The following is a 20,921-nucleotide window of genomic DNA, read 5'->3' as shown; positions in this document are numbered from 1 at the left end:
ATGTTTGATGCCCTTCCCCAGCACAAAATAAATGGAACCTGACAGTTATATTGAGGTCAAATGTCGTTATTTGTAGTCAGGGGATTATTTTGCAAGCAACAGCCTCAGCTTACTATCACCCGGGGCCTGCCAGCCGGGTTGATCAACAAGCCGGTTCAAGCCGGTTTCCTGACCGCTTCGAAAGTACCTTTAACGGTAAAAGAGTCACCAGCCATCAGTATTATGGAGGTGCCACCGTTCCCCCGGATGGCAAAGATGTTGAGGATGCCTTTTGGGAAAAAAAACCATTACAAAAACGTAAAATAACCCCGGCTGATGTACTTACCGTTTATGGAATGGACACCAGTTCTCTTAGAAGCGGCTTCTTCCTGCAAAAGCTCTGCTTACGGAACATGCGATGTAACAGAAGAAAGATTACTCCGGATCAGGTCATTCAGGAATTCACCCGGATGCCAGACCGAAATCATAAGTACAAATTAGCGATAGCGCGCTTTCTGGATCAATGTTGCCTCAGAAGACTGCCGTTGCATGGTCAACAGGTCACACCGGATGCGGTGGTTAAGGGTTATCAGGCAACCGGGGCAGCACTGCCGCTGGCGCGCTTCATAGCGGAATGCTGCCTGCGGAGGATGACAATGTATGGCCAGCCTGTCACTCCGGATTTGGTGGTTAAGTGTTTTCAAGCCGCCAAGGCACCCCTGGGGATAGCGCGCTTCAAAGCAGAATGTTGCCTGAGGAGGCTGCCGCTGAATGGCCAGCCGGTCACTCCGGATGCGGTGGTTAAGGGTTTCCGGGCCGTCAGGGCCACATTGGAGGAGGCACGCTTCAAGGCAGAATGTTGCCTGAGACATCTGCCCTTGAATGGCCAGACGATCACTCCGGATGAAGTGGTTAAGAATTATCAGTCAGTCGGGGCAACACTGGAACTGGCACGCTTCAAAGAGGCATGTTGCCTGAGAAATCTGCTGTTGAATGGCCAGCCGGTCACTCCGGATGCGGTGGTCAGGGAATATGAACGGGGAGGCTGGTGGCGCGAAAGAAATATTTTTTGTTCTCAGCTGGGATTGAGTGCAGGAGAGTCGAAAATTCCTGCCCGGATAACAAGGAGGTATTAGAAGCGTTTAGTTTTAACCACCAGCAGCAAAAGTCCCCCTGCCTGTTCCAACATTACCTGCCCTGCTTTTAAGGGTAGGCAGTGTTGCATAGGAATCTTTATCGCTGACCAGCATATAAACACCACTGGGCCTTATTCCCGTTCGCCTGGCGTAGGCTTTCACGGAAGGGTAGTTGATTCCTGTGTCCGGATTATAACAACTGCCATCTGGCCGCTGCATAATATAGTGATCCCGCCTGACTTTGAGACCATGATCATCCAGACCGAGCATTGAGTAATTGCAAACATGTACAAGCAGCCGCTCATTCCGGCACAACCTCGGCGGTGAAGTGCGATGCACCGGACAATATTTTTTAATTTCTCTCCAGCATACAGGATCTCTCTGCCCGAAATACCACTCGGTAAGCCATGATGAGCAATATAAGCGACTATCAAGCCCAAGCAGTCTGGTAGCATTCCTGATACCCACCGGACCAGAAGCAGGGCCGTTATTCAGGTCTCCAAGAAGATCAGGCTGCAACTCCCCATTACCACTGACAAGCCTGCCGGTAATTGCATAAATCGCCGCCTCAGCACTTCTGTCCAGAATGGACTGACCATTAAATTGATAGAGTCTATTGTTGGGTATTTGATTTATACCAAGCTCATAAGCTGCTTGCTGCAGGCACCTTGCCGCACAGCTATTGTGATACTGTTGCTTTGGCAAGGTATTGAAGTGGTTTTCACCCACCAATGTTACGCGCCTGCTGTCCAGGTAAGACTTGATAAATCTGGCATCACGCAAATCCCAGATTTGCTGGACCAAATCGGATTCCGGCACCGTCACTTTCCAGCGAAACAGCCAATAGGCAAATCCTTTAAGCCTGCCCAATCCCTTGCCGGTATTGTAGATACAGGATGCAGCATCACGACCGGAAAACTGCACATAACCTTCACTGATAGCAACACCCATATTGTCTTCCCTGAATAGCTGTCACAACCCAACAATGGTTGGGCATTTGGAGTATCTTACTTTGTCATTACCAAAACTTGAGTGACGAAGAAGTAAGCAAACCTGACAATTGATACCACTTAACCTGATCGATCCCCCTCCGGGAGCCATCCGGGACATGATTAACCACCGGCCCCGCTGGGTATGCATTGTGATCACAGATTAATAACCGTCAGTTCGACACGCTATTTGAACACTCTCTGTGCTGGTTCCATGCCTGTCGGCCTCAGGCAAAACTGATTCCTGCCAATAACAGGGAGCGAGCCGCCCGTGACTGGATAGAAAAGCAATACTGGAACGATATAGAGGCTTATTGCGAGACGCCAACAGAGGCTCCAGCTTGAACAGGACTTTAACCACAGGGTGGGTAGATTACCCGGAACTTCGTACGGAACTGGGTAAAATTTATCTGGCCCGTGAGGAATTGCTACCACTGCATAACAACCTGAGTGAACGACAGATCAGGGAATATGTGAAACATTTCCTTGCAATGCGTGGCAGACCATATATGACTCTATCTTTCGACAAACCTGGCTATCAAAGGAAAAAATGAGTCAGATTGAGGACAGTTAATCCACTCAGGGACTGGATCGATCTCTGTTTTATCTCTTCTGACAATGCGAATCGTGTTGAATTGTTCACTATATCTACTGATACTTTCCTCGAGCTTATGAATCGCTATATTTGACAGACAACCAAATGCAGATATATACAACGAGTTCCCGAGATAAAATTGAGAGTGTATTGGTTTAACAACGCCATCAACAGAGGTTTCACAAAACTGGACAATATCGCCCTTTAGGGGGCTTGCCGGGTCGAAGGGGAGTGTTTTTGCCTCTGGCAAAGACATATACCAGTCCTCCCATTGTGCATGGGTACGATCGATATCGTCGTAATAATTTATCCCGAATGCCAAATAATTAGCTAGCATATGACAACTCGCTCCAAGAGTTACCTCACCAGATCCCCACCAATTACGTATTTTGTCCGTTTGCCTGTATGAGATACAACCTGCAACACCTTTTTGCAATATTTGTACAATCCTGGACTCAAAACATTGTTGATACAAAGTCTTATTCTTTTCAGGAATGTCGCCAATGATCGCTGATTCAGTTAAAAGGGGAAAAGCTTTTTCTTGCTCTAAGCTTTCATACTGAACACCATCTATGTCAAAACAATATCCAGATATGGCATTCTCCTTGATAAATGGATAAGGGCAGGAGGCTAACGAATAATATGAAGCGGGTGAGTGTACCCTCTCTAGAGTATCTTCCTCTTTGCGGCTGCCTTCAGCCATCGTTTTTAATGGCTGTTCAACTTTATTTTCACAATTTACGCTAACAATTGTGCGAGACTTCAGAAAAGACGACTCCGCATTTTGTTGCATCTCTGGAATAGATATACCCTCGCCTGCATTTGAGCCCTTATCACTTTGGGGAGAGTTTACAGGCATATGATCGCCCATTGACATTGTATTCAAACCTGTCCGAAGAATATCCATGTTATCTCTCATAAGCAGTTGGTAAGTAACACACCTTCAATTTCTTTTAGGTGAGGCAGATGGTAACGATATTTCTCAACCAGCGTGCCAGCAATAAAACTTACATCGGCAAAGCTACGATCAAACAGGCCGGAGGGTGCTGCTGCCGTGCTCAGGGTTTGGTCTGCCTTGTGGCGAACGACATCTCGCTGGTATTTCAGGATGACGTAACTGCCTGGCCTCTGCGCCAGACGGTGAGTGTATTTGTAATCAATGGTTTCATACTGGTCAGCATTTTTACCCTGCATTTCAGGTGCAGGGATATGAATCAGTTCAACCGGTACGCCTTCTGTGAAGCGTAACCCCTGGTCAGTGACACAGCCATCAGGTCGATATTTTTTTCTGCGCTCGCAGGTAATGGTTTCCATTTCTGGTGGCTGCTCAGATCCAACGCCCTGGAGGATCTCGCCAAATGCAAATTGATTCGGATTGTCGATCAACCGTTTTTCAGACTTTTCATCAAACAACTGTTGTTTAAACCAGTCCAGCTGATGTTTGAGAGATGCGTTTTCCTGTTTCAGGAACTCAGCGACAGATCTCTGTTCATGCAACAACGCCTGGAGCTGTTGCAGGTGAGAAAGCTGAGTGGCAGGCACAGGTGCTTTTTCCAAAAGAGTCATAGCGTTTGACTGTAGACACTATTCAGAATGTTTGCTGGCCGATATATCAGATTTTACATAACGCTTGTGGTAACGGACTGAGCGGGTATCAATGCCATCAATAATCATTTTAAGATCCGTTAATGCGAGTAACTGCCTGGCGACATGATCAGGATGAGAATGGAACTGCCCTTGCTCCAGGCGCTTACTCCAGATGCAGTACCTGTGATTCCGGGAAAAACATGATCAGCGTCGCATGTGGAGGATCACGCCATCCGGTAATTCGAGTTCCATATCCCACTTTCTGTTTGACTACGGCTAACACAGACAACCGAAAGCCAGTACCAGATCTCATTGAAGATTTAACCGGCTGGCTCTATGGGTATAAGGATTATATTTCAGAAAAGTTAGTGGCTTGGTTGAAAGAGAAAGGCTTAAATCTGGTAACGAAAGTGAGAAAGAACATGAAGCCAAAGGGGCTGACAGCATCATATTGATGTTTCTACACTAACAGAACGTGTACCGATGGCTTTCTGAGCGTCGAACTCACGTTAAATAAATTCGAACCAACAATAGCCATAACCTATAGTGTCGATTCCATGGCCTGTGTACAATCGAAGCTACTAATAAAGCCCCCCTGGCCCACGACTGCAAATGATGACTTATACAACCGCTCTGAGTAACAGCCTGCCCCGAAAGCTGGCAGCCATTGCTATCGCTGCGCTGATTCCTGCACTGATGACTGCCTGCTCATCACAGCCCAAAAGCCCACTTGTGCCAATCGCAAAATCGATCAAAAGCATCGACCAGCAGCTGGCCGAGGCAGCGCGACTCAGTTACCCGGAGCGAGCTACCCGGACGCTTGCCATCACCAGAGAGCTTATGAGTAAGGAACCGACCCGCACACAGCAGATTCTGGATCAAATGCCGTACCAGCAACTGCCCAAGCCAATCCAGGCGGAACTGGCGGTTCAGCAGGCTCAAATTGCCCAGATCAACAGTCAGGACTGGGCGGTGTTTGAGTGGCTTGATCGCGAGGCGGTTATTGTCAGTAACAGCACTGCCATTAATGCCCGGGCGCATACTCTGAAAGCACTGGCCTATGCCAGGTTTGGTGAATATCAGGCTTCCCTGGATGAGTGGCTGCTGGCTGGCCCCTACCTGACAGAAGCAGAACGTGAACCCCATTACGACAGTTTCTGGCAGACACTCCTGCATGTCCCGGCAGAGCGGCTCGACAGCCTGTATCAACAGGAAAAGTCACAAAAACTGAAAGGTTGGTTGGCCCTGGCCATAATCTATCAAACCGGTCGCAGCCTGGATCAGCAACTGGCCGGACTTGAACAGTGGAAGCGGGACTGGTCATCCCATCCGGCGCACAAGTATCTGCCCGGGGACTTTGAAACCCTGAAGAGCAGCTCAACCAGGCGTCCTGACAAAATCGCTCTTCTATTGCCCCTGTCCGGAAGGCTGAGCAAGGTCGGTGAAGCCCTTAGAGACGGCCTGCTGGCCTCTCACTATAAAGCCATGGGGTCCGGAGAACCTCTCCCGGAACTTCAGTTTTATAATACCCAGGACACCGATATCAACGATCTCGCCACCCGGGCCATTGAGGAGGGAGCACAGCTGATTATTGGCCCTCTGAGTAAAAGCCGGGTAAAAGCGATCAACAGTGATGTTACCAACCGTATCCCGGTTCTGGCGCTGAACTATATTGAGGACGCAGCCGACCCGCTGTCCGTTGATGGCACCTCGGCAACACCGGCCGGGTATCGTGCGGGTCTCTACCAATTCGGGCTCTCGGCAGAAGATGAAGCCATTATGGCCGCTGAACGAGGCAAACTGGATGGACACATGACGGCCATTATCATTACGCCGAACACCGAGTGGGGCAAGAAAATCAACGCCACTTTTACGGCCCGATGGGCAGAGCTCGGCGGTAAAGTTGTCGGCTCCGGCGAATTTGACCCGCAAACCCAGTTCAGTACCCTGGCTGGCAGCCTGTTGCACACCGATCAAAGCGAAGCGAGAGCCAGACAGCTGAACCGTGTTCTGGGTGAAGAGCTGGGATTCCAGGCTCGTCGACGCCAGGACGTGGACATGGTCTTTATTGGTGCCAGCCCCCAGGAAGCAAGACAGATCAAACCTGCCCTGGCCTATCAATACGCGCGCAATGTTCCGGTCTATGCAACATCCAGCGCATTTTCAGGCATTACCAATACCAGTCAGGATCAGGATATGGACGGGATTCGGGTTCCTGTCATGCCGTGGTTAATTCCCGGAACACCAGACCCGCTGGAACAACAGATCAATACCCTGTGGCAACAATCCAAAGGCCAACTGGGCACACTTTACGCGCTGGGTGCCGATGCCTACAGGCTCTACCCAAGACTCCAGCAACTGGCAAACCTGCAAGGCAGCCAACTGCCGGGAATGACCGGATCATTGAGTATTGCTCCGAGTGGAAAAGTCCGTCGTGAACTCTCGTGGCAAATATTCAGGAATGGCCGACTCACGCCACTCCCTATCGTGAAGCCCAAAACCCCGGAACGTGTCACCTCTGTGAAAAACAGAGTGACCAAACCAGCAACCACCACTACTTCCGCCCTCTATGCCCTGGAAGCTCAACCTTAGTAGCAGAAAGGGTGCCGAGGCAGAAAAAAGCGCCCTGTTGTTTTTGCAGCAGCAGGGACTGACCCTTTTGCATAGAAATTTTGCCTGCAAAGCCGGTGAAGTGGATTTGATTATGCTGGACCATGCCACCCTGGTTTTTGTCGAAGTTCGCTCCCGAAGCCATGTCCAATTCGGTAATGCCGCCAGCTCAATTGACCGAACCAAGCAACAGAAAATTCGCAAGACCGCCGCCGTTTATTTGCAAAAATACCGCCAGCACAGCCACAGGATCTGTCGATTTGATGCAATATCCATTGACAATCATGACGGCACAGGGCAAAACAGCTTAAAATGGATTAAAAGTGCTTTTTAAGAAATGATCTTAGAAGCAGAGAAATCTTCTGATCGCTGTTCAGAAGAGCGACTTCAGAAGAAAGAAAACCGGATGGTTTTCATTTCAAGGTTTCAGGCATGCATGAACGTATAACGCAACACTTTTCCGACAGCATCGACGCCAAAATCCGCTCGGCCGATACGCTCCCTCCGCTCATTGCCGACGCCGCAGAGCTGATGGTTCAATCTCTGCTGAACGAGGGAAAAATCATGGCCTGTGGCAATGGCGGCGCAGCCGGCGATGCCCAGCACTTTGTTTCTGAGCTGCTTAACCGGTTTGATCGTGAACGCCCTGCCCTGCCAGCCCTGTCACTTTGCGCAGACAGCCTGACCATGAGCTCCATCGCTAACGATTCCAGTTACAACGAAGTGTTCTCTAAACAGATACGGGCACTGGGTCATGAAGGTGACATACTGCTGGCCATCTCAGCCCACGGCAACTGCCCCAATATGGTTCAGGCCATACAGGCCGCCCATGACAGGAACATTCAGGTGATCGCCCTGACCGGCAAAGACGGTGGCGACATGGCGCGCCTGCTCCACCCGGAAGAGGTGGAAATCAGGGTGCCCGACATAAGCCCACAGCGCATACAGGAAGTGCATACCCTGGTTATTCATTGCCTGTGCGATCTGATTGATGAGTTCCTGTTTTCCGCTGAATAACCTGGCAAACCTTAATTTTTCACTATGCATGAGGGTCATCATGAAACCTATCGGCATTGCGCTCTCCACCTGTCTGCTCACCGGATTACTGACCTTGTTAAGTGGTTGCGCCGCGCTGATTGACTCCGTTAACGAAGAGCCTGTCAACATTGATAACAGCAAACGGACCTGGGGGTCCTGGGTAGATGACCAGACCATTGAAACCGTCACCGCTGTGAACATTAACAAGGCAGATCCGGCCCTGAGAGGGTCAAGAGTCAAGGTGATCAGCTTTAACGGTACTGTCTTGCTTATTGGCCAGGTTCCCAACGCAAACCTGAAAAGGCTGGCTGGTCAGACTGCACAGAGGGTGGAAAAGGTCCGTCAAGTCTACAATGAGCTGGAAATTGGCCCGAACGCCGATATCCTGGTGCAAAGTAACGACAGCTGGTTAACCACCAAAATCAAAACCTCAATGGTGACCAATGAAGCCGTTGTCGCTGACAGAATCAAAATCAATACAGAACAGGGAACGGTTTATCTGATGGGACTCATTACTCCCAAAATGGCACAGGAGGCCGTATCGATTGCCGCCAATACCTACGGAGTCTCACGAGTCGTAAAGGTGTTTGAGTACGTTCAATAATCAGCATAGAGAAATACCCATCGAACTTTCGATTGGTAAGTAGCTGGCCATATGAAATCATATATTTCTGGCTACTTGGGCAGGTGCTATGCGAGGCACAACGGAGGGAGCATAGCCATAGCTATGTGACCGCAGTTGTAACGAAGCAGAGTGCCTGAACAAGGAGTCAGAAATATATGATTTCATATGGTTAGCTACTTAGGTTTTTTTGATGAGCTGGAAGCCGGTCAACACAACTGATACCCGCTTATCGAATTGCACCGTAAGAAGCATTTTGACCAGCACGCAATGATGAGCATTCACTGGATGAATGGATTTTTCTTTCTCTTATGGCTTTTTTTATCATTTTCACAGTTTCTTTGTCTCCGCGATTGACCAGGGCGGCACTAAGAGGTGCCTTGGTGAAAGAATAACGCCCCAAGTTCAATATTTTCAATTTTTTCTCTGGGTCTGCTCCATTAGCTAATAAGAGTCTGACAATCTCATTATTACCATTCTGAGCTGCATAAAAGAGCGGCGTGGCCCCCTTTTTAGTAGCCAGGTTAACATCAGCCCCTTTGTTGATCAGCAACCGGGTCAGCCCAACATACCCTTTTTCCGCAGCATAAGAGAGCGGCGTGGACCCGTCTTCAGTAGCCAGGTTAACTTTAGCCCCCTTGCTAATCAGTAGCCGGGCCACCTCATCATTATCCTCCTGAACTGCAAAATAGAGCGGCGTAGTCTCCTTATAAGTAGCCACGTTAACTTCAGCCCCTTCGTCGATCAGCAGCCGGATCAGCCCAACATACCCTTTTTCCGCAGCATGAGAGAGTGGTGTGAACCCCTTTTTAGTTTTCAGGTTAACATTAGCCCCCTTGCTAATCAGTAGCCGGGCCACCTCATCATTATCCTCCTTAACTGCAAAATAGAGCGGCGTAGTCCCCTTATAAGTAGCCACGTTAACATCAGCCCCTTTGTCGATCAGCAGCCGGATCAGCTCAACATGCCCTTTTTCCGTAGCAGTAGAGAGTGGTGTGTACCCCTTTTTAGTTTTCAGGTTAACATCAGCCCCTTCGTGGATCAGCAGACGGGACAGCTCAACATACCCTTTTGTCGCAGCATCATAGAGCGGCGTGTACCCTTTGTTACCAGCCTGGTTAACACAAGCCCCTTTGCCGATCAGCAGCTGGGCCAGCTCAACATGACCTGCTTGCACAGCATATCTGAGCGGCGTGAACCCATCTTTAGTGACATAGTCAACATAAGCCCCTTGACCGATCAGTAGTCGAGCCAGCTCAACATGACTTCCAGCAACTGCAATAACCAGCAAGGAAACGATATCCCCGGATTTTTTGGATCGGTAATCCTGGTAAACAATAGATCTGTGCTTTTGCAGTTCCCTATCCAGACGGCCGAGATCACCGACCCTGCAGGCCGCCAGTGGTTCGGGCTCATTGTAGGGATTGGCAAAGCTTGCTCTGGAATTGGCAGAACCGGGTTGATCAAATCGCTGATAGGAGGACAATCCAAAAAACCTGCTAATTGATTCCATAGATCACCTCATTGTCTGGTCTGGTGTAGAAAAGCGCCCTTAGCGGGGATGGCAGAAAATTGAGGATAAAAAATCGGAAATTTTTAGACCAATCGGCAAGGGCCATGGGTGGTAGCCCCCGGCCAACAACCCGAATGTTGTTCAGGTTAAGCCAACCTCCAACTAGCAGTATGGGTTTCTTGAATCATCATCGGCCCCTCCAACCGGTCTGTCACACTGGCCTTTGACATGTGGATGACCTGCATAATTTGCCCATTTATCTTCATAAGCACTCTTACTCTGGAAGGAGTCAGAAAACGAGGTTTTTTTGAATTTGGCCGTCAGCTCTTTGGCCGACACATCAAACAAGCCAAATTTGGGGCGCAGATCCCCCCCCCCAAAAACCAACTGGTTATTATTACCGTTACGACAAAAGGCGCTTGCTTTTAACTCACCGTCCACCCACAGTTTCACCTCCCCGCCAGATGCCCCCCCGGTGGTTGAAAACACACTCTTTTGAACCTGATACTTAATTTCAAACCAGCCTTCAGGCAGAGGCATCACGGCAAGATACTTACCATCCTGAACGCCATCACAACATTTCGCCTGATTGAGCGAGGTGGCCGCCCCTGCAAATGAGGGCATGCACTCCTGATTCCCGGTATTAAACTGCTCATAGTAGGCGCTGGCCTGCAGCGTCAGGTAGTTTTTACCGTCATGACTCATGACCCTCAGGGCAATGGGAGATACACTGCCTGTTTCCCATGTCACCCCTTCTGTTTTCAATGCTTCATAGGTTGCCACCGACGCATCCGGTGTCAGGTGTGACAGATAGCCATCAGCGCTCTTATAAAGCCTGGAATCAACGGTCTCCTCCAGCGAAAACAGCGTTCCCTCAACGGGTTCGTCACCGGTTTGCAGTTTAAGGGACAGCTCACCGTATGAGGACAAATGATTACTGCACTGATACTGATCATGGAATACCCCCATGGCCCTGCCCAGATCAGGATTAGTGACGTCCTCCCCCCGGGGCACAAAGCAGGGACTGACACCAATATCGTTATCTGCTGATACCGTGGCATTACCGTGAGAGTCATGATGCTTCATTCGAAATACAACCTCGTTATCCCGATCAATCTTGACCTCTAAGCTATCCGGCTTCCTGCTGCCACCTACCCGCATGTACGAATCATCCGCCGTAAGATCTTCAGGCCCCAGCGGTCTTTGCGGATCAATAATGACAGGAACCGAAGTCAACCTGCGTGAGACATCCTGTTGCCCGGTATCAGCACTGCGCCGCTCCCGAACATGCTCACCCACGGTGTCACTGTCAGGGCCTGTGGCATCCAGGTGGAGCTTTTTCAGTAATCTGTCGTGTATTGATTTACCGCCGTCTTTTTCTATCTCAGATAAAATCCTTGCCTTACCCACATCCCCTTCGGTCAGAGGCAAGTTCGAGTCGATTGAATCGACAGACTTGGATTGAAATGTTCCAACGTCCGGTGATCCCGGTACCTCAGCACTGACAGGAAATGAGACATTGGGCAAGGGAGCCAGGGAAGCATTGCCAACAGACATTTGAGCACCTCTTCAACTGATGAATTGATATGTGGCGGACTGGTAAAGGGCCTGATAATCGGCTTTAGATGCCTTTGTAGAAAAATGAAAAACAGCAACCACCGATCAACCCCAGACCCGATGATGGACTACAAGTTGACTTAAATAGTTCTATAACAAAAGGAAATTGAACAAGGCGGGAGATAACCATTGAATTCTATGGTGAGGCAATGCGGGAACCGGGAGGCTGTCGAAAACAGTCTCCCGCATATCATCACAGCTACATGCCATTGCGGAATGTCTTGTGATCAACAACCCCACTGTCTCTGACGTGCTGTAACCCTGCTGAATACGCCTTCAACAGTTTAAGGCAGTAATCCACCCGATCCTGCAAATGTTTGTCCCCTTCAGGATCCTCTCCAGTGAACACCTGCCCGACATGACGGACAATCACATGATCAGGCAGATAACAGATACGGCAATTTTTGTAACTACTGGTACGAAGTTCCACCACAGGATAGGCCCCACCCTGCCCGGCAGAAACCGCAGTAATCAATGCGGGTTTATGGCCCAGCTCAGCGGTACCAAAGAGAAGAAAAAAGTTCTTCAACCCGGCCGGTACCATGCCGCTCCACTCCGGTGCCACGACAATCAGCGCATCCGCCTCTTGCAATTTTTGTTTCCAGGGTGCCAGTCTGGCCTGCCACTGCTCATCACCACGCCAGATAGACTCATCCCAATGGGGAAGCGGGTTGCCCGCCAGCGATAAAATCTCAACCGAGTCAAACAGAGAAAGCTCAAGCACACGGTTCGCCAAAACCTGACTGATCCGCTCACTCTGGGATTCCAATCGATGACTGCCACTGATAATTGCAAGCTTCATTTTTCTTCCTATTCTGCTTTGGACAATTGCACTGAGAACTTTAACAGAGAGTTTCAACATCCGGGTTTATTTTTTACCAATCTTGCCAGTTCGTCACTACCCCTTCCTGCACTGCTATGATTAGACCTTTCAGGTATTTTAAATAAGTAAAGTTGGCAAGGTCTCACAATGCAGGTATCAAATGGGTCAAATAATGCAGCGTCAACAGCAACGTTATTAACCGGGGTCAACACCAGCGGTACTGCTCGCACCGATACTGTTGAGACACAATTAAATCATCAGACGCCACCGTTAAATACTTCGCTGGAAAAACCGCTAACCGGCTATAAAATCGAAGAAATAAACCCTGCTTCACCCGTTCAAGCAACTTCTGAGCATGGAGCAGCATCGAGCCCTCCCCCGGAAATCGCGCAAAAAGACCTGCCGTTAGCCAGTGCGGCAAAAATAACACAACCCTCTCTGGCAGCAACCAAGCGGACTATCTTCTTTGAAGTGCTGACGGAAATCATGTACTTTCACTGTGATCATCCGGAGCAACTGGTTATTTTTGGTTCCTGTGGTATTGACCTGCTACACACTTGTATCAATGAAAATGTGAATGATATTGATATACTGTTGAATGATGAAAAAACCACCAACAATCTGCTTATTCAACTCAATCGAAGACTGCAACAAATTGTGTTTAGCGAAGATTTCCCCTGGAAAGACTGTAGCCCGAACCTCCGTCTTGTTGGTAACCAACCGTATAATGCTGAGCTATCACCTTTATCAGGGCAGTTAACCCTGTTTCATACCGGAAAACCCTGGATCAAAATTGAATGCTCGGTTAAAACCACATGGATGAAACAACTGGACCTCACCCGGGATGATTATGTCATCAAAATCCCCACCCATATAAGCACAGAGTACAAAGGTACTATTCCTGTTTTGTCGACAATGGGTTATCTGGCTCTCGACCTTTTGTCGTTGACAAAACTTCATGACAATTTAATCACAACGACAGAAGACAATCAAAGACTGAGAGTCATACTCAATAGCGCAATAACTCTTTCAAAAATAGAGAAGCACGTTTTCACCCTTTACTATCACCCAAAAAATCCGGGTTTACATAAGTCAGAACCCTTTAAGGCACTGAATAGTGGGTTTGTTGAAGCAATTACTTTAATCAGGAACATCTACTCTGCTGATCAGCTATATCACAGCTTTTTTGATTCACCCTATCAGCTAAAACATTCCAGATCCCAGGAAAAAAGGGCGTTGATCAATATTCTTTCTTCCGATAAATGCAGGCATGAAACGGCCTACTCATTCAATGAACTGATGATTTTACTGAGAAATGATTTTGATCTGGAAAATACGGCAAAAGATGGCAATTGTTTTTACGCGTCCCTGGCCAGTGGACTGAATAAAAACAGAGCAGCAGCAACCAACTTCCTGAAAACCTATAATGTTCTGCTGGGCACCTCGCTCCACAATACTGCGCATGAGCAGGTTGTTATCCGTCCTGACATGGTAAGGCATATAATCCACTGCTGGATAGGCTGTGCACTCAACGCCGGATTGAGCGCCCCTGAGTACGAGGAACTGAATACTCTGATCCTTCCGGAGCCGGGCAAATCCATCCATGACCTGCTGAAGAGCCGACTCATTGCCGATCCGGCAGCTAATCCCAATGATACCGCCCACTACGGATGGAGTTCTCTATTGCACATAATGGCTATTGTCACCGGGACAACCATTATCTTGCTGAAAGTCAATCCCAAAAAACAAAATATTGAGAAACATAAGCACAGTATTCATGAAGCCAGTCAATTAACGCCAAATCTGATTAAAACACTAAGGGCTAAACAGCCAGCACTGTTTAATAGCGACGCGAATGATGCACGAATAACCAGTTTATTATTTATTGCTCACTCCGGAGGAGACCATTATTATTCAGCCTCACCATCGCCAGGGCTGATTAACGTTTTCAGACCCTATATGCTGGCTGAACATTATCTTATTATGCCGTTCCGGGTTGAAGAAACTGAGTGTAAACAGCCACCACATCACGCCAGTCAACCACCGGCTCATCAGCAAGCTATCACTGAAGAGACATTGGGCTTCATACACCCAAGCTTAGATGTTGTCGAACAGGAAACCGAAAGCCTACCCCCGGAAAGACCAGTAAGCAGTGTTGCAGAAATAGAAACGCCATCAAAAGAAACAGCAGCCGGACCAGCGAATCCGGCAGAGACCACAGCGTCAGACCGGGAGGAACGCATCAAGAAAAAAATTCAGATCGTGTTAACCATAATATCCAACCCGAAAACCAGTAATAGCCTGAGTAAGAAAAAACTGGACAACCTGGGCGACAGTTTATTTGATGAGGTGTTAAAGGTTATTCAGGAACCCGACCAGACGAATCCGATAACCGTTGACATGAGAGCCTTTTCGGATACGACACTGTTAGCACTGGAAACAGGAAAGCGGTTAAATCACATAGAATCCATACTGTTTCTGGCACTGCATAAGATCATTCATCACTGTGACGCGAACAACCCGATATTCATGACTGAAATACTCAGGGACCTGCATACCGTCAACCGTGCATGGCACATACAAGCCCCCGTTGTACTGGCGATTCTGGCGGCCCGGACCGGATCTCCTGAAGCATTCAATCTTGCCATGCAGCCACTCTACCCGACTTTCTGCAACCAGACATATCATAAGCTGCGCTTCACTCTTCCTGCCGAGTTCGACGAGATCTACCCTGATTACAGGACCATTATTCCCCAACATATTCACAATGCTGGGCATTATATAGAAAAAAAGAATTTTTCTGCCGCTGACTGGCAAGAGATTGATCTGCATTTTCCGGTAAATGAAGAGATCAATAGCTTATTAACCCCGACACAGTTAATCAGTGATTCCCCTGAATCAGCTAAAACCGACATCACCACAATACGCTCGGCAATGCTGAACTGTGCATTCAAGGGCCATATATCCCTCCACCGAGGTGACACTCCACGGTCCCTGACGTTCTTTTTAAAATCAGCCATTGCCTACATAATGGCCACTGATAACGGGGCTGATATCAGTCATTATGAAGAGGCGGCGGGACTATCGGCTATTTATATGACCATTCGCCTGATTTCCCGTATTGATCCGCAGTGCAACCTGCAGACAGAAGCGCCTTTTCTCCATAGCTGGATGCCTCATTTTGATCTTATCCGATACCGCCTTGAGACTGCCAGCCTGAAAACATTGCTCTATGCCATCAAGGCTCAACGAGCTACCGAATCACTATGGACTCACAGCTGGTTTACCTACGCCTACAGCAAAACAGCCACACTGATGGGGCAGACACTGCCTGAGTCTTTTGAGACGTTTAAGTCGTTAATGGATCACCAGACAAAATGCCTGTTTGATCATGGCAGGCCCATTCAGGAACTCCCGACCCACAATGCCAGGCAAAAACCCGATACGACAGACACAACCTCTCTCGTCGCCAGAAACAGTAAGGAATACAGACTGGCCAGCGCCAGTGGTAATAAAACCCAGTGTGCAGACCCGGTATTGCAGGCAAAGTACAAAATCAGCGAGAAACTGGAAGCAAAAAAACAAACCAGAAAAGCGGTAGAGATTGTTCGAACCCTGAAACAACGTGTTGACACTTTGTCAGCTGACTTTATTAAGTTATATCAGGATGCCAATCCCAGAAAAGCAAGAAACGCTACCAATATTTATGTCCGGGCCATTCTGTTACTTGACCAGAGCATTGAACTGGCCACCCGGGATATCCCCATCATTACCCGCGAACTCGAAAACGCCTCCAAAAACAGGGCAAAAAACAATTTTCTGGAAAAAACCAAAATGCAAGAAGCCATGTTAACCTACAACACGCTGTTCGGTTTTGCTGCACTGGCTCATATTAAAGAAGAGCTACTGTTTGAACAGGAGGTGACGCAGAAATTAGTAGAATTTCACAATACCCTGCTTACCAAAGAGTCAACAGAATACATTACCGTCAAAGAACATCATAAGCTGGAAAAACTGGTAGCCAACTTCATCGAATTGCTGGACCCATTACAGCACGCCGATATATCAGAACAATTCTTAAAAAACATGGTATTGATATTGGTTTCCTGTAAGCGCCTTGTTGCAAACTTTATAAGCGATAGAAATGTCGCCCCCATACAAGCTCTGATCAAACAGTGGATAGCCCATTGCCACGATGAAAGCAATCTGCTGGAGACACTGGAGCTGATCATTACACTGGACTTGAGAGACTATGAATTCATCACACAGTTTAACCCTCTTATTGATACAATATTGCTGAAAATTCAGTACTTAACTGCAAAACAAGACGATAGTTATGATCAAGAGGATCAACTGATTCTCTACCAAAATGTTGAAAAAATATTGAAAAAATTTAATTCAACCGAGCAAATCAATTTTTACCAGTCCATCTGGTCACCCCAATTAGAAAGACTCAAAAAAATGACCAGTCAGGAGCTGGAGATTAAAAATGCCAAAGCAGAAAAGTATTGGAATATTTTAATCAAAGAAGAGCAGGAAAATAATGCCAGGGAACAGAAAAAATTAGAATCCATTATCAATCGCAAACTGTCAACAATAGCCTCAGGACAAAAGAACCAAAACACTGTGGAACCCGATGAATCTGACAGCGAAGAATCCACCTCAGGGGAAAATCATCAACCACCCTGCAGTGCCAGTAGTGATCACGTTGATGAAGACATCGCTTCTCTGGACATCGAAATTGGCTCACAGGATTCACTGAACATGGCATGGCGACATTTTGGGAGTGGTCAGCTATCACAGGCCAATACCCTTGTATTGGAGATGCTTAATAACCCGCCGGACGACTCACTGTTGATTGTTCAGATAAAGTCGTTACGATCCGAGATACTGATTAAGCAATTTTTTGATGTCGTACTTCAGGGTATGCAGAGAAGCCGGGGTATTTTAGTGTGCTCCACTGACTATCTGAAAAAAGTGGAAGCCGATCTGGCCAGACAAAAAGAGCGGTCAAAAATCGATAAAAATACAAAAATCACTGTACAAAAACAGCCGATACGGAATCTCAGTGATAAAGTCTTTGAACTGGCAACATTATTCTCAACACATCAACAAATACTGCAAGATGCGTTTACGCTACAAAAAGAGATCATCGATGTACTGCAACTATTCACCTTCGACAGTGATCAGGAAACACAGGATTTATCACTGATCAAATGTGACCTTGAACTGATTATCCAGGCACAGGATCGTATTACCTGCTTTGTATCCAATATAAAAACAGCCAGTGAAAATCTGATAGAGCTCCTTAACTGCCGAAGGCAACTGCTGGCGCTTATCAAGGAAGTAATGGCCAGGAAATCAATTTCAGGTCAGCCCGGTTTGCCAGCCACCGGCTATGACGCCTCGAAAAACAGGCCATCTGGTGCGAAAAGTCTTAATGCAGCCCCGGAAGAAACCCTGCCCGAAAATTCCATCACTGAAATCCGCAACAAAATGGAAACGCTTGCCCAGGCGATGGAAAATTTCAAAGGTCGCCTGCTTAGGCCGCAACAGAGAAATTTTGTACAAAGGCTAATCGGAGCATCATGACAAAGAGCCGCATAGCGGCTCTTTGGATCAGAAACGGGCTACTTAACCACTTTTAAATGAGAACGCCCCGGCTTTTTCGGTGGTTGAGGAGGCTCATCATCCGGCACTTCTGCCTGAATCTCTTCCACCTCTTCCTCAAGGGGTTCCGCCTCAAAGACCATTCCCTGACCATTCTCCTGGGCATAAATAGCCATCAATGCCGGAACAGGTACGGTAATCGTCAGGGCGCGACCACCGAAACGGCCGTCAAACATGATGTAATCATTACCAATATTCAGAGCCCGTACTGCGGTTGGCGAGATGTTCAGAACGATCTGACCATCCTTGACGAACTCCTGGGGCACCTCAACGCCACGGCGATAGGCATCCACCAGAATATAGGGTGTGCAATCATTATCAAGAATCCATTCATACAGTGCTCTGGCAATATACGAACGGCTACTGGTCATTGTCATAACAGCCTCCGGACAAACACTTCACGCCGCCAGCCAGGTTACTCACGCATTTCCTTTTCGATTTCAGAAAGGCTTTCCTGGAACGACTCACGCTCAAATAAACGCTCAGCATAGTCCAGAATAGACTTACCCTGTTTCGGCAGCTCAACACCCAGCAACGGCAGACGCCAGAGAATCGGTGCCACACAGCAGTCCACCAGGGTAAACTCTTCGCTCATGAAGAACGGCATTTCAGCAAAAACAGGCTCAACCGCCAACAGACTCTCCCGCAACTCTTTACGAGCACGGGCCGCAGGTGTCTCCTTGGTTTTGGGATCCAGAATAGTATCCACCAAGACACACCAGTCTTTCTGAATGCGGTGCATGATCAGTCGGCTCTGGGCGCGGCTGACTGGATAAACCGGCAGCAGCGGTGGATGTGGGAAACGTTCGTCCAGATATTCCATCATGACGTTGGGTTCATAAAGAACCAGTTCCCGGTCAACCAGCGTAGGAACGTTGTTGTAGGGGTTCAGATCGGAAAGCTCCCGAGGAAGGTTTTCCGGATTTACATTCTGAACGTCAACCGCAACGCCCTTTTCTGCCAGCACAATACGAACCCGGTGACAGTAATGGTCAGCTGGATCCGAGAAAAAAATCATGGATGACTTTTTGGCAACTACAGCCATGAAGTACCCCCGCCTTCATGCAAAGGATGAGAGAGTTCGGCAACAATCCCGGCCATGACAATAGCCGGAGAATGACCACAGGCTACCGCATAACGGGTAAAACAGCCGCCCGCGAAATAACGCACTATCATAGCAAACTTTGTACCTGCCATAATAGTCCCAGCAACGCAAATACTTACTTTATTCCTGTTGTTATTTTGGCAGAGTGTCACTGACAAGCACATAACCGCGATGGACATTGCCATCCCTGGCTGCCATTGCCTGAAATAATAGATCACTGGAAACCCATACCCAATTATAAGTAGCTGGCCATATGGAATCATATATTTCTGGCTACTTGGGCAGGTGCTATGCGAGGCACAACGGAGGGAGCATAGCCGTAGCTATGTGACCGGAGTTGTAACGAAGCAGAGTGCCTGAACAAGGAGTCAGAAATATATGATTTCATATGGTTAGCTACTTACTTTGCCGGGGCTACATCAATGACCAGAAAAGAATCCGATGGTTTGTGATAAGCACCTGCAGGAGAGATATGGCCACCGGGCTCCTGACCGAAAACCTCACGGGCATAATTGATAATGATGTATTGGTCAGTTTTTTTTCAAAGCTGCAATTAACTTCTGTTCAGAATTCCGAGAAAAACAACCTGATCTTTCGCCACAGGAAATTATCTTTTAGTGTGGTAATTCATAAGGAACTTTTTGGGAATAATTAAGTCGGATATTTTGTCTGTCAGCAGCCAAAATTATTGCTAATAAAAATTATGGATCGTAAGTAACAAATAATCTGAGGATAATAAGGTATATGACTATCTCTAATGCTGTGTCTTCAACGGTGACAGCACAACCAACGGCTCACCGGTTATGTGACTACACCCTTAATTGTGAGCGAATTAAACAAGATCGCTTTGCGTGTCGCATCACTACACCGTTGGCTGCCGGTGGAGGTGCTGCTATTGGTGGTGTTGTAGGCTATAATACTGCAGGCACAATTGGCAGCACTGTCATTGGTGTCTTCGGCGGCCTGTCTGTTGGCGTTTGCTTTTCTTTCTCCGTGTGTCTTTGTGTAAATTGCTGCTCCGATGACTGCGATTACATTAAGCTTCGTGATCGAGAAATCACCACCTCCACCGAACTGGCCCCTCTTGCAGTTGGGCAGCAACATAAACAGGAACCACTATCGGCTGAACCTCCGCCTTACCCGGGAATTGGTTGCAACCCTACAGAGTCTGTTCGGTTCCTGTCAGAACCACCTCCGCCTTACTCGGGAACTGGTTCCATCCGCACAGCACCAGTTCAGTCACAGCCAGGACTGTACTCTTCTCCTCCATCGCCAAGCATCGGTAATGTTTGCTCCATTCACCCCACTACTTATGCTATCTCTGAAATCGTTAGTGGTAGATCAACCTCGGAAGTAGCGTCCGGTGCCTACAGGCTGACTTCTGGCGGCTCAACCTCTCTGGGTTTACCGGGCTTCGGCTTTTGGTAATTAATAATGGGGGCTTTCGCAGGTTGGCTGATGAAAAGTGAGGGGCTAATAACAGTGTCGAGTAATCTATGATTATCTTGGTTAATTTGAACAGATCAAAAAAAACCAGTGTCAAAAATCAGGGTCAGGTCCTTCATTATGGACAACAATTGACGTTTTAGTGATAAGTAAAGATATCCGCACAATGAAAGACTTGGCCCCAGCTTACT

General features: G+C 47.9%; 17 protein-coding genes and 1 pseudogene. 8 read left to right on the top strand and 10 right to left on the bottom strand.

What is annotated here, in order from left to right; translation table 11 throughout:
* The first annotated feature begins 89 nt into the window (after positions 1 to 89).
* A complete protein-coding gene (locus tag ACO6UY_RS07615) occupies positions 90 to 1,115 on the top strand; it encodes a hypothetical protein (protein ID WP_422450915.1) in 1,026 nt (341 codons plus the stop codon).
* Positions 1,116 to 1,127: 12 nt separating this feature from the next.
* On the opposite strand, the gene ACO6UY_RS07610 is transcribed toward ACO6UY_RS07615, so the two are convergent.
* The 3 genes from ACO6UY_RS07610 to ACO6UY_RS07600 all read right to left on the bottom strand — a co-directional run bounded on the left by ACO6UY_RS07610 (position 1,128) and on the right by ACO6UY_RS07600 (position 4,265).
* Entirely contained in the window at positions 1,128 to 2,066 is a 939-nt protein-coding gene (locus tag ACO6UY_RS07610; RefSeq protein WP_422489513.1) for a hypothetical protein, read from the bottom strand.
* Positions 2,067 to 2,619: 553 nt separating this feature from the next.
* Positions 2,620 to 3,576 (bottom strand): hypothetical protein, encoded by a 957-nt coding sequence (locus ACO6UY_RS07605; RefSeq protein WP_422450912.1) that lies wholly within the window; start codon positions 3,574 to 3,576, stop codon positions 2,620 to 2,622.
* 38 nt (positions 3,577 to 3,614) lie between these two features.
* Positions 3,615 to 4,265 carry a hypothetical protein gene (locus ACO6UY_RS07600; protein ID WP_422450911.1) on the bottom strand — a complete coding sequence of 217 codons (651 nt, stop codon included), beginning with the start codon at positions 4,263 to 4,265 and terminating at the stop codon, positions 3,615 to 3,617.
* A gap of 278 nt (positions 4,266 to 4,543) precedes the next feature.
* On the opposite strand from ACO6UY_RS07600, the pseudogene ACO6UY_RS07595 reads away from it, so the two are divergent.
* From ACO6UY_RS07595 to ACO6UY_RS07575, 5 genes and pseudogenes are all read left to right on the top strand, one after another.
* Positions 4,544 to 4,732 (top strand): annotated as a pseudogene (locus tag ACO6UY_RS07595) (transposase); the annotation flags it as partial.
* 166 nt (positions 4,733 to 4,898) lie between these two features.
* Entirely contained in the window at positions 4,899 to 6,878 is a 1,980-nt protein-coding gene (locus ACO6UY_RS07590; protein WP_422450909.1) for a penicillin-binding protein activator, read from the top strand.
* A complete protein-coding gene (locus ACO6UY_RS07585; protein ID WP_209201170.1) occupies positions 6,856 to 7,230 on the top strand; it encodes a YraN family protein in 375 nt (124 codons plus the stop codon). The genes ACO6UY_RS07590 and ACO6UY_RS07585 overlap by 23 nt, the downstream gene beginning before the upstream one ends.
* 98 nt (positions 7,231 to 7,328) lie before the next feature.
* Complete coding sequence (locus ACO6UY_RS07580) at positions 7,329 to 7,913, top strand: phosphoheptose isomerase (protein WP_422450907.1); 585 nt, start codon at positions 7,329 to 7,331, stop codon at positions 7,911 to 7,913.
* 40 nt (positions 7,914 to 7,953) lie between these two features.
* Positions 7,954 to 8,538 carry a BON domain-containing protein gene (locus ACO6UY_RS07575; protein WP_422450905.1) on the top strand — a complete coding sequence of 195 codons (585 nt, stop codon included), beginning with the start codon at positions 7,954 to 7,956 and terminating at the stop codon, positions 8,536 to 8,538.
* Between the two features lie 247 nt (positions 8,539 to 8,785).
* On the opposite strand, the gene ACO6UY_RS07570 is transcribed toward ACO6UY_RS07575, so the two are convergent.
* The 3 genes from ACO6UY_RS07570 to ACO6UY_RS07560 all read right to left on the bottom strand — a co-directional run bounded on the left by ACO6UY_RS07570 (position 8,786) and on the right by ACO6UY_RS07560 (position 12,488).
* Positions 8,786 to 9,847 carry an ankyrin repeat domain-containing protein gene (locus tag ACO6UY_RS07570; protein WP_422467103.1) on the bottom strand — a complete coding sequence of 354 codons (1,062 nt, stop codon included), beginning with the start codon at positions 9,845 to 9,847 and terminating at the stop codon, positions 8,786 to 8,788.
* A gap of 384 nt (positions 9,848 to 10,231) precedes the next feature.
* Complete coding sequence (locus ACO6UY_RS07565) at positions 10,232 to 11,626, bottom strand: hypothetical protein (protein WP_422450902.1); 1,395 nt, start codon at positions 11,624 to 11,626, stop codon at positions 10,232 to 10,234.
* A gap of 259 nt (positions 11,627 to 11,885) precedes the next feature.
* Positions 11,886 to 12,488 carry an NADPH-dependent FMN reductase gene (locus tag ACO6UY_RS07560; RefSeq protein ID WP_422450900.1) on the bottom strand — a complete coding sequence of 201 codons (603 nt, stop codon included), beginning with the start codon at positions 12,486 to 12,488 and terminating at the stop codon, positions 11,886 to 11,888.
* A 168-nt stretch (positions 12,489 to 12,656) separates the two neighbouring features.
* On the opposite strand from ACO6UY_RS07560, the gene ACO6UY_RS07555 reads away from it, so the two are divergent.
* On the top strand, positions 12,657 to 18,101 hold the full coding sequence (locus ACO6UY_RS07555) for a hypothetical protein (protein ID WP_422489511.1): 5,445 nt from the start codon (positions 12,657 to 12,659) through the stop codon (positions 18,099 to 18,101).
* A 38-nt stretch (positions 18,102 to 18,139) separates the two neighbouring features.
* Here the strand turns inward: ACO6UY_RS07555 and ACO6UY_RS07550 are convergent, their stop codons facing one another.
* The 4 genes from ACO6UY_RS07550 to ACO6UY_RS07535 all read right to left on the bottom strand — a co-directional run bounded on the left by ACO6UY_RS07550 (position 18,140) and on the right by ACO6UY_RS07535 (position 19,807).
* The gene (locus ACO6UY_RS07550) at positions 18,140 to 18,556 is read right to left on the bottom strand and encodes a ClpXP protease specificity-enhancing factor (protein WP_422467109.1); all 417 of its coding nucleotides are present in this window, start codon (positions 18,554 to 18,556) and stop codon (positions 18,140 to 18,142) included.
* A 38-nt stretch (positions 18,557 to 18,594) separates the two neighbouring features.
* A complete protein-coding gene (locus tag ACO6UY_RS07545; RefSeq protein WP_422450894.1) occupies positions 18,595 to 19,224 on the bottom strand; it encodes a glutathione S-transferase N-terminal domain-containing protein in 630 nt (209 codons plus the stop codon).
* A complete protein-coding gene (locus ACO6UY_RS07540; protein ID WP_422489509.1) occupies positions 19,215 to 19,355 on the bottom strand; it encodes a hypothetical protein in 141 nt (46 codons plus the stop codon). Before ACO6UY_RS07540 ends, ACO6UY_RS07545 begins: the two co-directional genes overlap by 10 nt.
* Positions 19,356 to 19,684: 329 nt before the next feature.
* A complete protein-coding gene (locus tag ACO6UY_RS07535) occupies positions 19,685 to 19,807 on the bottom strand; it encodes a phytochelatin synthase family protein (RefSeq protein ID WP_422451121.1) in 123 nt (40 codons plus the stop codon).
* Positions 19,808 to 20,028: 221 nt separating this feature from the next.
* Here ACO6UY_RS07535 and ACO6UY_RS07530 point away from each other — a divergent pair, with 221 nt between their 5' ends.
* Positions 20,029 to 20,712 (top strand): hypothetical protein, encoded by a 684-nt coding sequence (locus tag ACO6UY_RS07530; protein WP_422468022.1) that lies wholly within the window; start codon positions 20,029 to 20,031, stop codon positions 20,710 to 20,712.
* Positions 20,713 to 20,921 lie beyond the last annotated feature (209 nt).

Source organism: Endozoicomonas sp. ALE010 (assembly GCF_049310165.1).
Lineage (GTDB): Bacteria > Pseudomonadota > Gammaproteobacteria > Pseudomonadales > Endozoicomonadaceae > Endozoicomonas.
Note: the sequence above shows the minus strand (reverse complement) of the source record. Positions and strands in the feature narration are given on the sequence as shown.